Annotated in this window: 10 protein-coding genes; 5 read left to right on the top strand and 5 right to left on the bottom strand. The window is 65.1% G+C overall.

The window, feature by feature from the left end:
- The first annotated feature begins 24 nt into the window (after window positions 1-24).
- Both BMW76_RS15635 and BMW76_RS15630 read left to right on the top strand, forming a co-directional pair.
- A complete protein-coding gene (locus BMW76_RS15635) occupies window positions 25-1791 on the top strand; it encodes a SulP family inorganic anion transporter (RefSeq protein WP_090866484.1) in 1767 nt (588 codons plus the stop codon).
- Between the two features lie 17 nt (window positions 1792-1808).
- Complete coding sequence (locus BMW76_RS15630; protein WP_245763243.1) at window positions 1809-3119, top strand: NRAMP family divalent metal transporter; 1311 nt, start codon at window positions 1809-1811, stop codon at window positions 3117-3119.
- A gap of 31 nt (window positions 3120-3150) precedes the next feature.
- Here the strand turns inward: BMW76_RS15630 and BMW76_RS15625 are convergent, their stop codons facing one another.
- The 5 genes from BMW76_RS15625 to BMW76_RS15605 form a co-directional block, all read right to left on the bottom strand.
- On the bottom strand, window positions 3151-4152 hold the full coding sequence (locus BMW76_RS15625) for an SDR family oxidoreductase (RefSeq protein WP_090866482.1): 1002 nt from the start codon (window positions 4150-4152) through the stop codon (window positions 3151-3153).
- A gap of 108 nt (window positions 4153-4260) precedes the next feature.
- The gene (locus tag BMW76_RS15620) at window positions 4261-5904 is read right to left on the bottom strand and encodes a GMC family oxidoreductase (protein ID WP_090866480.1); all 1644 of its coding nucleotides are present in this window, start codon (window positions 5902-5904) and stop codon (window positions 4261-4263) included.
- Window positions 5894-6529 (bottom strand): gluconate 2-dehydrogenase subunit 3 family protein, encoded by a 636-nt coding sequence (locus BMW76_RS15615; protein WP_090866478.1) that lies wholly within the window; start codon window positions 6527-6529, stop codon window positions 5894-5896. The genes BMW76_RS15620 and BMW76_RS15615 overlap by 11 nt, the downstream gene beginning before the upstream one ends.
- The gene (locus BMW76_RS15610) at window positions 6522-7478 is read right to left on the bottom strand and encodes a hypothetical protein (RefSeq protein ID WP_090866533.1); all 957 of its coding nucleotides are present in this window, start codon (window positions 7476-7478) and stop codon (window positions 6522-6524) included. The genes BMW76_RS15615 and BMW76_RS15610 overlap by 8 nt, the downstream gene beginning before the upstream one ends.
- Window positions 7479-7549: 71 nt before the next feature.
- Complete coding sequence (locus tag BMW76_RS15605) at window positions 7550-8689, bottom strand: enolase C-terminal domain-like protein (RefSeq protein WP_090866476.1); 1140 nt, start codon at window positions 8687-8689, stop codon at window positions 7550-7552.
- Window positions 8690-8862: 173 nt separating this feature from the next.
- Here BMW76_RS15605 and BMW76_RS15600 point away from each other — a divergent pair, with 173 nt between their 5' ends.
- The 3 genes from BMW76_RS15600 to ctaD all read left to right on the top strand — a co-directional run bounded on the left by BMW76_RS15600 (window position 8863) and on the right by ctaD (window position 14006).
- Entirely contained in the window at window positions 8863-10656 is a 1794-nt protein-coding gene (locus tag BMW76_RS15600; RefSeq protein WP_090866474.1) for a thiamine pyrophosphate-requiring protein, read from the top strand.
- 256 nt (window positions 10657-10912) lie between these two features.
- Complete coding sequence (coxB, locus tag BMW76_RS15595; RefSeq protein WP_090866472.1) at window positions 10913-11986, top strand: cytochrome c oxidase subunit II; 1074 nt, start codon at window positions 10913-10915, stop codon at window positions 11984-11986.
- 16 nt (window positions 11987-12002) lie between these two features.
- A complete protein-coding gene (gene ctaD, locus BMW76_RS15590; protein WP_090866470.1) occupies window positions 12003-14006 on the top strand; it encodes a cytochrome c oxidase subunit I in 2004 nt (667 codons plus the stop codon).
- Window position 14007: the final 1 nt, after the last annotated feature.

Genomic DNA, 14007 nt, shown 5'->3' with positions numbered 1-14007 from the left:
AGGGCGTGCGGAAAACACACCGCAATGAACAGCAGAATCGATCACCGTCACGCGAAAGACGCGGCGCGTGCCCAGCCACACGGTCCGATGCATTGGATCAACGGACTCGCCGTCGCGCGCAGCTACGAGGCCCGCTGGCTGCCGCACGACATCGTGGCGGGCGTCACGCTGAGCGCGGTGCTCGTTCCGGCAGGGATGGCCTACGCCGAAGTCGCCGGCGTGCCGGCCGTGAATGGACTGTATGCATCGTTTGCGGCGCTGCTCGCTTATGCGGTGTTCGGCCCCAGCCGCATTCTCGTGCTCGGTCCCGACTCGGCGCTTGTCGCGCTCATCGCGGCGAGCGTGATGCCGCTGGCTCACGGCGACGCAAATCATGCGCTCGCTGCCGCAGCCGCGCTCGCGATCGTCGCGGGCGCGGCGTGCGTCGTCGTCGGTATGCTCAAGCTCGGCTTCGTCACCGAGCTGTTATCGCTGCCGATCCGCTATGGCTTTCTCGACGGCGTGATGCTGACGATCATCGTCGGTCAACTGCCTAAGCTGCTGGGCTTCAAGGGAAACGGCGAGTCGTTCTTCGAGCAGATACGCGATCTGACGGGCGGCATTGCCGCATCGAAAGTAAACCTGATGTCGCTCGCGCTAGGCGCCGCTGCGCTCGTGCTGATCCTCGTGCTCAAGCGATTCTGGCCGAAGGTGCCTGCCGTGCTGATCGCGGTAGCGGGCGCGACACTCGCCGTGATGCTGATGGATTCGGCGCAGCGCGCGGGCGTGGCCGTGGTCGGCACGATTGCTCACGGCTTGCCCGTGCCGCGTCTGCCGATGTTGCCGCTCGACGAATGGTGGCGTCTCGCGAGCAGCGCCGCTGCGATTGCGCTCGTGTCGCTCACTGACGTCAGCGTTCTGTCGCGCACCTATGAAGTGCGCGACGAAACAAAGGTCGATCGCAACCAGGAGTGCGTTGCGCTCGGCCTGTCGAACATCGCTGCCGGTTTTTTTCAGGGGTTTGCAGTGAGCGCCAGCGGTTCGCGCACGCCGGTAGCCGAGGCAGCGGGCGCCAAGACACAATTGACGGGCGTCGTCGCGGCGGGTGTCGTGGCCGCGCTGCTCGTATTCGCGCCGCGCGCGCTGAAGGATACGCCGCAGTCCGCGCTGGCCGCCGTCGTGATCGCCGCGTGTCTGGGGATGATCGAGGTTCGCGGCATGATCCGTCTGTACCGTCTGCGCAAGAGCGAGTTCGTGCAGGCCTTTGTGTGCTTCGTGGGCGTCGCGGTGGTTGGCGTCGTCAATGGCATTGCGCTCGCGCTGCTGCTGAGCGTCCTGTCTTTTTTATGGCGCGCGTGGCGTCCTTACGATGCGGTGCTCGGTCGCGTCGACGGCAGAAAGGGGTATCACGATGTGTCGCGACATCCGGAAGCGCGGCGCATTCCAGGGCTCGTGCTGTTGCGCTGGGACGCGCCGCTGTTCTTCGCCAATAGCGAGATCTTTCGCGAGCACGCGCTGCGCGCGATCGACGAATCGCCGACTCAGGTGCGCTGGATCGTCATTGCCGCCGAGCCCGTCACCGATATCGATCTGACAGCCGCCGAAGTGCTTCAGACCTTGCACGCGGAACTCGCGGAGCGGAACATCACGCTGTGTTTTGCGGAGATGAAGGGACCCGTGAAGGACAGCCTCAAGCGATACGAGATGTTCGACATGATCGGCGAGGACTATGTGTTTCCGACCATTGGGGCGGCTGTCAGCGGCTATCTGCAAACACACGATGTGAAGTGGCGTGACTGGGAGGACGCGTAGCACGCGTCGAGTGGACCATGTCGACAACCACGCGACGCAAGCAGAACGCCAAAGGCCCCAACGAGACGCCCACTCGCTCGTGGGCGGCGGACCTGGGACCGGGGCTCGCGTCGACGGCGAGCGACAACGATCCTAGCGGCATCGCGACCTACTCGCTTGCGGGCGCGCAGTTCGGCTACGAGATGCTGTGGCTGTGCGTACTGTCCTACCCGTCGATGGTCGCGTTTCAGCTCGTCGCATCGCGGATCGCGTCGCTGACGGGCAAGGGCTTGACGAGCAACATGCGCGAGCACTATCCGCGCATCTTTTTCTATCTCGCCGTTGCACGGTTTCTGATCGCGAACGTCTTCAACATTGCCGCCGACGCGGTCGCGATGGGCGTCGCGGCGAACTTCTTGTGGGACGGCTCCGTGCCCGTGTTCGCGGCTTTATCGACGGTGCTTTCCATCGTGCTGCAATTCACCGTGCCGTACCCGCGCTATGCGAAGTTCTTGAAGTGGCTGACGCTCACGCTTTTCGCGTACGCCGGTGTGATGATCGTCGCGCAGGTATCGTGGCACAGCGTATTGATTGGATCACTGGTGCCGCATCTGCACTGGACGGAACACTACTTCTCGATGCTGATGGCGATACTCGGCACCACCATCAGCCCGTACCTGCTTTTTTCGCAGGCGACGCAGCAGGCCGAAGAAATGCGGCTCGATCCCGAACGCAAGCAATCGGACGAGTACAGGCACAAGCTCGACGCGCAGTTTCGCAAGGTGCGCAAGGACACGCTGATCAGAACAGCGTATTCGAACGCGGTGGGATTCGTGATCATGGCGGCGACGGCCGCAACGCTCTACGCGTATGGGCACGACATGCAGCACATGCGCGACGCCGCGCGTGTGCTGGAGCCCGTCGTACATGGGTATGCGTCGCAGGTGCTTGCGCTGGCGCTCATCGGCACGGCGCTGATTGCGCTGCCGCCGCTCGCGGGTTCGGCGGCGCACGCGGCGGCTGGCGTGTTCGAGAAGGAGAACGAGGACGCCGCGCTCTCCAACCGTCGGGTCGCGCTCGCATTGGTCGCCGTGATGCTGCTCGGCGGCGCGCTCGGCGTGTCGATGGTGTGCGCGCAGGTCGAGCCGCTGCGCATTTTGTACTGGGGCGCGCTCGTGAACGGATCGACAGCGATGCCCGTGATGTTCATGCTCGTTCTGCTGAGCACGAAGCATTCGGCTGTCGGCGATCTGAGCGCGCACTGGGTTCTGCGATGTCTGTGCTGGCTGGCGACCGTTTGCGCGGGCGCCGCGCTGGTCTCGCTGTTCGTGCTCGAATGGCTGGACTGACATCGAGCGTTCATGCCGCTCGATGGCACGATCACATCCGTCGCCGGATCGCGCCAACGCAGAGCGCGGCAATCGCAGCGGCGCCAAGCGCCGCGAGTCCGCGATGCGTGTCGAGCCACAAAGCCGCACTCGAGGACGACGCTTGCGCATCGAAGCGCCCTCGCACACGATGCAGGCCGGTGACGGGCTTCCACAGATTCGACGGTTGCCCTTCAACGGCGAAGCGTGCATCCTGCTGCGCATCGACGCCCCTGCGTCCGAGATAGCGGTCGAGCCAGCCCGGCACCCATCGGTTCGCGAGAATCGCCTTGATCGACGAAGCGCCGACCCACACTTCGCGGCGTCGATGCGTGGCGGCCCAGTAGATTGCGCGCGCCGCGACTTCCGGTTGAAAGATGGGCGCGACGGGCCGCGGCGCATGCGGCATCCTGTTCTCGGCCCAGTCGAACTGCGGCGTGTTGAGCGCCGGCATCTGCACCATCGTCACATGAACGCGGCTCTTGCGATGATGCAGCTCGCAGCGCAGCGCATCGGTGAACCCGCGTATCGCGTGCTTTGCGCCGCAGTACGCGGATTGCAGCGGGATCGAACGATACGCGAGTGCGGAGCCGACCTGCACGATCATGCCATCGTCGCGCTGGATCATCCGCTTTAGCGCGGCCATCGTTCCCCACACGAAGCCGTGGTACGTCACATCGGTGATGCGCGCGAAATCCCGATGCGGCAGCGCATCGACGGGCGCGAATGCCGTGACCATCGCGTTGTTCACCCACACGTCGATCGGCCCGAGACGCGCTTCGATCGATGCCGCCGCTGCATCGACCGCGTCGGCGTCGCTCACGTCCGCCTTGATCGACACGACGCGCACGCCGGCCGCGCGGACTTCCTGCGCCGTGTCGTGCAGCGCATCCGCATCGCGGGCGATCAGCGCGATGTCGGCGCCGTGCCGCGCAAATTCAAGTGCGGCCGCGCGTCCCACGCCCGCCGTTGCGCCTGTGATCACGACCGTTCGGGGTTTGCGGATGCCGCCCACGATGAATCCCTCCTTGCTGTTCGATATTGCCCGATGCGCATGCCTCGGTGTGCATGCCTCGGTGTGTGCCCTCGGTGCATGCCCTCGGTGCGTGCCCTCGGTGCATGCCTATAGCTCGCCGCGCGACGCGAGCGCCTCGATCCTGTCGGCCGTGCGGCAGGCGATCGCCTGAATCGTCAGCGACGGGTTGACGCCGCCGACGGTCGGAAACACCGAGCCGTCGCAGATCCACAGGTTCGGAATGTCCCAGCTGCGGCAGTCGGCATTGACGACGCTCGTCGCCGGATCGTCGCCCATGCGCGCCGTTCCGTTCAGATGACACGTATCGTCGTGCTGCGCCCAGACGCGTTTCGCGCCTGCCGCTTCGAGCGCCTGCGTCATGAACCGGAGCGAATGCGCGATCAGCCGCCGGTCGTTATCGCAGTAGCTCCATGTGACGCGCGCGATGGGCAGACCGTACTGGTCTTTCTCGTCGGCGAGCGTGACGCGGTTGCGCTCCTGAGGCATCGTCTCGCCGACGATCTTGAGGCCCGCCTGATGGTTGTACATCTGCATCTCGTCGAGCAGCGTCTGTCCCCACAGGCCGCGGCCAATCTGCGTCTGTGCCCACACGACGGGCAGCGGCCCCTGGCTCATGTACGCATAGCCGCCGAAGAAGTCCTTGCCCTTGTCCGTGTAGTTCCAGTGCTCGGTGATCGCAAGCGACGGCGGCCCCTTGTACCAGCGTATCTCGTCGTCCAGCACGCCCCACACGGCCTGATTCGACTGCACCATCAGATTCTTGCCGACGAGCCCCGAGCTGTTCGCGAGGCCGTCGGGATAGCGGTCGTTGGCCGACATCAGCAGCAGACGCGGCGTTTCGATCGCATACCCGGCCACGACGACATGACGCGCGCGCTGAAACTGCCATCGTCCTTCGCGCAGATATTCGACGCCCGTTGCGCGTCCCGCCGGATTCACGTCGATGCGGCCGACCATCGCGAGGTCGCGAATCTCGGCGCCCGCATGCACTGCGCGCGGAATCCACGTGACGAGCGCGCTCTGTTTCGCATTCGTCGCGCAGCCCGATACGCAGAAGCCGCGATAGACGCACGGATGCGCCTTGCCGCGCGGCGCCGATATCGTCGCGAGCGGCGTCGGGCTCCAGCCGATGCCGAGCGCGTCTGCGCCGCGCGCGAGCACCAGCGCGGCCGCATTCATTTCGTGCGCGCGATACGGATAACGCGGCCGCTTCGGTCCCCACGGATAACGCACGGGCCCGGAAATCTTCAGCGCATCTTCGACGTACGTGTAGTAGCGCCACATCTCACGCCAGTCGAGCGGCCAGTCCGCGCCGTAGCCGAGCAACGAGCGCGAGCGGAACCATTCGGGCCTGAATCGCAGCGACACCATCGCGAAGTGCACGGTGCTTCCGCCAATGGCCTTGCCGCTATTGTTCGCGCCGAGCACGAGCGGATCGTCGCCATCGACGATGCGCTCGTCGGTCCAGTACAGCTTCGACTGATGCGTTTCGTCGGAGGCGAATTCTTCGAGCGGTCTCCACCACGCGCCCGCGTCGAGTGCGACCACCTTGAAGCCTTTCTCCGCGAGCCGGCAGGCCAGCGTTCCGCCACCCGCGCCCGTGCCGACAATCGCGAAATCGACTTCCTCGTGCAGCGGATACTCGCGCATCGGCAGCCATCCGCCAGGCGTGAAGACATCCGGCGCGCGGCCGTGCTTGCCGCGCGGATCGCGAAGCGCATCATCGAGCACGCTGTCTCTCCTCGGGCGGCACTTCTTTGCCTTCCCACGGATCGCGACGATTGAAGTACATGCGCACGTAGCCGCGCGGATTCGCTGGCCCGCCGAATCCGATCGTGCTCCACGCCGATGGATGCGAATAGTAGGTCGTGCAGATATCGAGCAGCACGCGCTGCGTGAAAAACAGCTTCGACGACATGTTGCGCCATGTGTCGCGTGTCAGCGTTCCATGCTCCATCGCCTGAACGAGAGCGATGCATGTGCGCTCGTCGAGGTCGGCGAAGGCGGCGCCGTGTCGGTGAACGCTTTCGTCGTCGAGTGCCGCGAGACCGATTCGCCATGCTTCCTGCAACGCAGGCAGACCGGCACGGCGATAGCCGTCGCTCTTGCCCGTCGCGATCTTGCGATCGACGAGCGCGGCAAGCGGCACGGGTGGCCGGTTCTCCGGCTGCGGGACGATGATCGCGCACAGCGCGCGCAGCGTACGCCACTGCTCGCGATTGCACCACGCGGGCTCATCGGCCGTCGCGATGCGATCGCCGATGACTGCGCGCGACGCGTCGTCCCACGATGGCGTGTCGCGTTTGTCGAGCACGTCATAGCCGGTGTAATCGGGTAGAGGCGTGGCGTCATTCATTTTCTGTCTCCCTCATGCGCAAGGCGGCAAGTCCTGCCAGCGCGAGCGCGGTGAAGCTGGGCGGCGCGGGCAAGGGCGGCCCGCCCAGAATGTTCTGCGACCAGTTGCGCCAGCCGCCCTGGCTGCGAGCGATACCCCGTGCATGGAACAGCGTGCCGACCACACCGAGCACGGCCGTCACGCGCAACCAGATTCGCGTGAGCCAGTGCTGCCGTGGCGCGGATAGCGCGGCGTTCGCGAGCATCGCAGCGGCGAGCGGCGGCACGGTGACGGGCGCATACATCGCGCGGTGCTGGAACGCGCCGCGAAAATGCAGCAGGCCGACTTCGGCAACCGTGCCCGCTAATCCGATACTGGCCGCGAGCGCGAGCGCCTTGCCGGCAGGCATGCCGAACAGACGCGGATCGACAGCGGGTTCGTTGCGCAAACGCTCGCCGACTGCCCCGAGCGCGCCGGACAGCAGCAGCGACATCGGCGCGCCCAGCGGAGCGCCATAGAACAGGTTGTGCCAGCTGAAGCCGCCCGGCCGCTTCGTGACGTTGTAGAGATGAAATGCCGTCCCGGCGACGCCTGCCACCGCTGCCGTGACATACACCGCGTGGCGGATCGAATGCGCGGCCTCGGTGCGGTCCGCGCCGCCGTGCAGTCCGGCGATCAGCGCGCAGGTCGCGGACACGAGCGGCGTATACATGGCCGGGTTGTCGAACGATCCGCGATAGTGCTCGACCGCGCTGTCGGCGAGCGCGGAAAAAGCGAGCAACGCGGAACCGTGATTGAAACCGCGCGCGGCATCGATGTGAGCGCGCGATGCCGTGCCCGTCGCACTAGCCGGTGCGTTTGCAAGACGGGCTCGTTGCCGCGCGGGCGCGCTGTTCGTTTTCGTTGCGAGCGCGGCGACACCGGAGGCAGCGCAGAGCACGCCGAGCACATATAACGCAGTTCTTGTCATCGTGGTCAGATCGTTTGCATAAGGTCCGCTCGATGCGTCAGCGTGGATTCGATACGTGGTGTTCGGTTCTTTCAACGCACGCTGGTCGCAAAGCGGCGAGCGTCCTGGCGCTTGAATTCGAGGCCGCAGCCGGGCCGTGAAAGATCGGGCGCAATGCTTCCATCCGCAACACGCGGCGCGCCATCGAACAGCATCGACTCGATGCGCGCATGATCGTGAAACCACTCCTGATGCCCGATTCCAGGCACGGCCGTCGCGGCATGCAGATGCAAGGCCGGTGCGCAGTGAGCGGACAGCGGCACATGAAAAGCCGCCGCGGCGTGAGCGGCCTCGATGAAGCCCGTGATGCCGCCGCAACGGCTCGCATCGGCCTGAAGCACGTCGACGGCATTCTCTTCGAGCATCCGCCGAAAGTAGTCCAGCGTATAGCCGTACTCGCCGGCAGCAATGTCCATTCCGGGCGGCGCGCTGCATCGGATCGCGTGAAGCCCTGCGAGATCATCCGAACTGACGGGCTCTTCGAACCATCGCACATGCTGTTCCGCGAACTGCGCCGCAAATCGCAGCGCGGTCTTTCTGTCATACGCGCCATTCGCATCGACGAACAACCCCGCGTCATCGCCGATCGCATCGCGCGCGCATCGCACGCGTGCGGGATCACGCTGCGGCTCGCTGCCGATCTTGATCTTCACCCACCGACATCCGTCGTCGTGCACCCAGCGCGTCAACTGCTCGCGCATTTGCGCATCGGTATAGGTGGTGAAGCCTCCGCTTCCATAGACGGGCACGCGATCGCGCGCCTGGCCCAGCAGCATCGCGAGAGGAACGTTCAGGCGCTTTGCGTGCAGGTCCCATAGCGCACAGTCCAACGCGGAGATCGCCGTTGCCGCAATGCCTTCGCGACCGAGGTTGCGCACGCGGCGCTGCATCCGAAGCCACAAGCGCCGCACTTGCGACGCATCTTCGCCGATCAGCACATCGGCGAGCGCGTGTCTTATCAACGGCACCGTGCAGGCGTCGCTATACGTGTAGCCAAGGCCCGTGACGCCAGCGGCTTCGACTTCGGCGACCACGAGCGTCGTCGAGTTCCATTCGAATGTTCCGTCTGCCTCGGGCGCATCCGTCGGAATCGTGTAGGCGTCTGCCGTGATTCTCGTGATGAGCGCCGTGGCGTAACGATCCGTCGTCGTAGAAGAAGCGGCTTCGTGCATGGTATGCATCCGTGACAGGCGGCTGTGACAGGTCGTGTTGCGCTACTCACCGGCCAGCAATGGATGTGCCTTACAGCAGGGTTTCGCGCGATGGGGCGCGAGTCTTGCTGTCTCGACAGACGGCGCAGTGTCCGCACAAGGACATGCACAACTTCTCTTCTGCGGAGGCTTTCATGGCAAAGACAGTGGGCGACTTCATCGTCGACAGGCTGCATCAATGGGGCGTAAGACGCATGTACGGCTATCCGGGCGATGGCATCAACGGTGTTTTCGGCGCGCTGAATCGGGCGGAAGGGAAGATCGAATTCGTGCAGGCGCGTCACGAAGAAATGGCCGCGTTCATGGCGAGCGCGCACGCGAAGTTCACCGGCGAGCTGGGCGTCTGCATCGCGACGTCGGGGCCGGGCGCCGCGCATCTGATCACCGGCCTCTACGACGCACGGATGGACCACATGCCCGTGCTCGCGATCGCCGGCCAGCAGGCGCGCGCCGCGCTGGGCTCGCACTATCAGCAGGAAGTCGACATTGCGGCGATGTTCAAGGACGTCGCGGGCTCGTACGTGCAGCAGGCGAGCGTGCCAGCACAGGTGCGGCACATGATCGATCGCGCGATACGCATTGCGTTATCGGAGCGGCGCGTGACGGCGCTCGTCTTGCCGAACGACTTGCAGGACCTCGAATTCGAGCCGCCCGCGCGCAAGCACGGCACCGCACATTCGGGCGTCGGCTATTCGCGGCCGAGAGTCGTGCCCGCGCAAGACGATCTGCAACGCGCCGCCGATGTGCTCAATGCTGGTCACAAGGTCGCGATTCTGGTCGGCGCCGGTGCGTTGAATGCAACGGATGAAGTGATCGCCGTGGCGGACCGGCTCGGCGCGGGCGTCGCGAAAGCACTGCTCGGCAAGGCCGTATTGCCGGACGATCTGCCGTGGGTAACGGGATCGATCGGCCTGCTCGGCACGAAACCCAGCTACGAGCTGATGACGTCATGCGACACGCTGCTGATGATCGGCTCGGGCTTTCCGTACTCGGAATTTCTGCCGAAGGAAGGTGATGCGCGCGGCGTGCAGATCGACATCAAGGCCGACATGCTGAGCCTGCGGTATCCGATGGAAGTGAACCTCGTCGGCGACAGCGCCGAGACATTGCGCGCGCTGTTGCCGCTGCTGAAAGAGAAGGACAGTCACGTATGGCGTTCACGCATCGAGCGCTGGACCTCGCGCTGGTGGGAGACGCTCGACGAGCGCGCGCATCAGCCATCGAGCAAGGGCGTGAATCCGCAGCGCGCGTTCACCGAACTGTCGCCGCGCCTGCCCGATAACGTCATTCTTACCAGCGACTCCGGCTCGTGCGCAAACTGGTACGCACGCGATCTGAAGATTCGCCGCGGAATGATGGCGTCGTTGTCGGGCGGTCTCGCATCGATGGGCGCCGCCGTTCCGTATGCGATCGCCGCGAAATTTGCATATCCGGGCCGCCCCGTGATCGCGATGGTCGGCGACGGCGCGATGCAGATGAACAACATGGCCGAGCTGATCACCGTCGCGAAGTACTGGAAACAGTGGGCCGATCCGCGCTGGATCTGCATGGTGCTGAACAACGAGGACCTGAATCAGGTGACGTGGGAGCAGCGCGTGATGGAAGGCGATCCGAAGTTCAACGCGTCGCAGGAAATTCCCAACGTGCCTTATCACCGGTTCGCCGAGCTGCTCGGTTTAACGGGCCTTTACGTCGACGATGCCGGGCTGTTGCCCGATGCGTGGGAAACGGCGCTGGCCGCGAGGCGCCCCGTCGTGCTGGAAGTGAAGTCGGACCCGGAAGTGCCGCCATTGCCGCCCCACGTGACGATGGCGCAGGCGCGCGCTTTCGCGCGGACGCTGATGGAAGGCGATCCGAAAGAAGGCAGCGTGATTGCGAATACCGCGCGTCAGGTGCTGGGCTCCGTGATTCCGGGCGGGAAGGACTAGCGGACGGTCGTGTGTGATGCGCTTACATGCGAAGCGCCGCGCCCGTCTTGCATGTAAATATCACGGCGTGATGTAAATCGTACCTGCATCGCGGGCTCGCGCTTGCAGGGATGTCTTCGCCTACCTGATGCGGCGTTCGCGGCGGCTTGTCGTCCTGATTGGGAAAACCGCGTGACGGGACCGTGCCCGTTTCTTGCTCGGCAAGTACGGGCGCGTCATGTTGCGGTATGCAGGCATCGAAAGGGGGAGTAGGCGGATGCAACGGAGGCCGGAAGACGCGCGTCGCGGCGGTACAGGCGTGTGGACTCGTGCGCCCGCTGCCGCCGCGATCGCGTCGATGGCTGGCTTGATGGCTGCACACACCGATGCACAGGGCGCGCCCCTCGATTACTTCCTGCACGCGGGCGGTCCCGCCGCCGGGCCGACGATGCGCCTCGGCTGGGCGCTCGCCGCGCTCTCGATGGGCGTGATCGCGATCGTCGCGCTGCTGCTCGCTGTCGCGATTGCGCGCCGCCGTCATGCACTCGCCGCGAACACGCTTGAACAAGGGGAAAAGCGCGCGCTTCGCTGGGTGTACATCGGCACGGGCATTTCGTCCGTGCTGCTGATGGCCACGCTCGCCTATACCCTCGTTACGCTCGATTCGGTCGCGGCGCCGCCGCGTGCGCCTTCGCTGACGTTGACGGTCACGGCGTACGACTGGTGGTGGAAGATCGACTACGACGAGGCGGACGGCATCCCCGGATTCGCCACGGCGAACGAGATCCACATCCCTGTCGGTGAACCCGTGAAGATCGTGCTGAAAAGCGCCGACGTCGTTCACGCGTTCTGGGTGCCGCAACTCGCGGGCAAGACGCAGACCATTCCGGGGCAGATCAACGAGCAATGGATTCAGGCCGATGCGCCGGGCGTGTATCGCGGGCAATGCTCGCAGTTTTGCGGCGCGCAGCATGCGCATATGGCGTTCGAAGTCGTCGCGCAGGAGCGCGCCGCTTTCGATGCGTGGCGCCGCGAGGAAGCGAAGCCCGCGACGCCCGCCGCCGCTTCGGCCGGTGCGCAGGCATCGCACGGCAAACAGCTCTTCGACGCGCGCTGCGCCGGTTGTCACACGGTGCGCGGCACGGATGCGAACGGCGCGCAGGCGCCCGATCTCACGCATCTGAATGCGCGCAGGCTGATCGCGGCGGGCGCATTGACGAACACGCGCGAGCATCAGCTCGACTGGATTCGCCACGCGCAGCGGATCAAGCCCGATTCGCTGATGCCCAGTATCGCGCTGACGACGGACGAGACAGCGGCCCTGTCCGCGTATCTCGCGACCTTGCATTGACGGGGAACAGACACGGATGGCCGACACGACGACTCCTTCTTCGACTTCCTCGCGCGAGCCGCTCGAGCGCACGTTGCGGCGCGGCGTCGTCGCGCGCGGCAGCGCGGCAGAGAAGGCCCTTCGCGAACGGTGGGAGACGCCGCCGGGGTGGCGCGGCTGGCTGTCGACTGTCGATCACAAGCGCATCGGCATTCGCTATCTCGTCACGGCCTTTGTGTTCCTGATCGCGGGCGGCGTCGAGGCGCTCATCATGCGCGTGCAGCTCGCTCAGCCGAACGGCACGGTGCTCACGCCGGAGCAATACAACCAGCTCTTCACGATGCACGGCGTGACGATGATCTTCCTGTACGCGCTGCCCGTGCTGTCCGGCTTTTCGAACTATCTATGGCCGCTGATACTCGGCGCGCGCGACATGGCGTTTCCGCGCCTTAACGCGTTCTCGTACTGGATCTTTCTGTTCGCAGCGATCTTTCTGTATGCGAGCTTTCCGCTCGGCGAAGCGCCCGACGCCGGCTGGTTCAACTATGTGCCGCTGTCCGGGCTCGAATACGACACGGGGCCGAACATCGACGTGTACGCGCTCGGCATGGTGCTGCTCGGCATTTCGACGACCGTCGGCGCGGTGAACTTCGTCGTGACGCTGCTGCGCATGCGCGCGTCGGGCATGTCGCTCGATCGCATCCCGGTGCTCGTGTGGGGCACGATGACGGCGTCGTGCGGCAATCTGCTGGCGGTGCCGTCGGTGAGCCTCGCGTTTCTGCTGTTGTGGATGGACCGGCGCATCGGCACGCACTTCTTCGACGTGGCGAACGGCGGACGTGCGTTGTTGTGGCAACACTTGTTCTGGATCTTCGCGCATCCGTGGGTGTATGTCGTCGTGCTGCCTGCGATGGGCATCGTCTCCGATGCGTTGCCCGTGTTCTGCCGCCGGCCGCTGGTGGGCTATGGGCCCGTCGCGCTGTCGACGGTCGCGACGATGCTGATCGGCTTCGTCGTCTGGATTCACCATATGTTCGCGACGGGCTTGCCCGCGCTCGCGCTGTCGCTGTTCGGCGCGGCGAGCATGGCGATTGCCGTGCCGAGCGCGATCGCGACCTTCGCGTGGATCGCGACGATCTGGACGGGGCGTCCCGTGTTCCGCGTGCCGTTCTATTACTTCGCGGGCTTCGTCCTGCTGTTCGTGATCGGCGGCGTATCGGGCGTGATGACGGCGGCCGTGCCTTTCGACTGGCAATTGACGGACACCTACTTCGTCGTCGCGCATCTGCATTACGTGCTGCTCGGCATCAACGTGTTTCCCGTGATCGGCGGCGTGTACTTCTGGTTCCCGAAGTTCACGGGACGCATGATGAGCGAGCGTATCGGCAAATTTGCCTTCTGGGTGATGTTCATCGGCTTCAACGTGGCGTTCTTTCCGATGCATCTTGCGGGACTGCTCGGCATGCCGCGCCGCATCTATACGTACGCGCCAGACATGGGCTGGAGCACGGTGAACCTGATTACGTCCGTGGGTTCGTTCGTGCTCGCGCTCGGCATCCTGATCTTCCTGTGCGATCTGCTCTACAGCTTGCGGCGCGGCGCCGTCGCAGGCGACAACCCATGGGACGCCGGCACGCTCGAATGGTCGACGACTTCGCCACCGCCTCCGTATAACTTCGCCGTCGCGCCGACGATCGCGAGCCGGCACCCGTTATGGGAAGGACGCATCGAAGAGGAGGGGCAGAACGGTTTGCGCTCGTCGCTCGAAGAGGGCTTCATTCTCGATCGAGGCCGCGAAGCGCTCGGCACGACGGCGCTCGAAGCGCGGCCGGACGTGATCCTGAAGATGCCGGAAGACTCGTACACGCCTTTCGTGTTGAGCGCATGCGCGACGCTGCTTTTCGCGGGGCTTGCGCTGCTCGCGTGGTGGCTCGTGGCGGCAATGCTGGTGGGCTGCGCGGCGTCGATTATCGTGTGGCTGTGGCCCGAGCGCAGACTGATCCAGCGCGAGCCGCAGCGCGTGCGCGACGCGGGGAGCTGAC

The sequence above is a fragment of the Paraburkholderia diazotrophica genome, from assembly GCF_900108945.1.
Lineage (GTDB): Bacteria > Pseudomonadota > Gammaproteobacteria > Burkholderiales > Burkholderiaceae > Paraburkholderia > Paraburkholderia diazotrophica.
The sequence above is the reverse complement of the archived record's forward strand: the minus strand, read 5'-3'. Positions and strand labels throughout refer to the sequence as shown.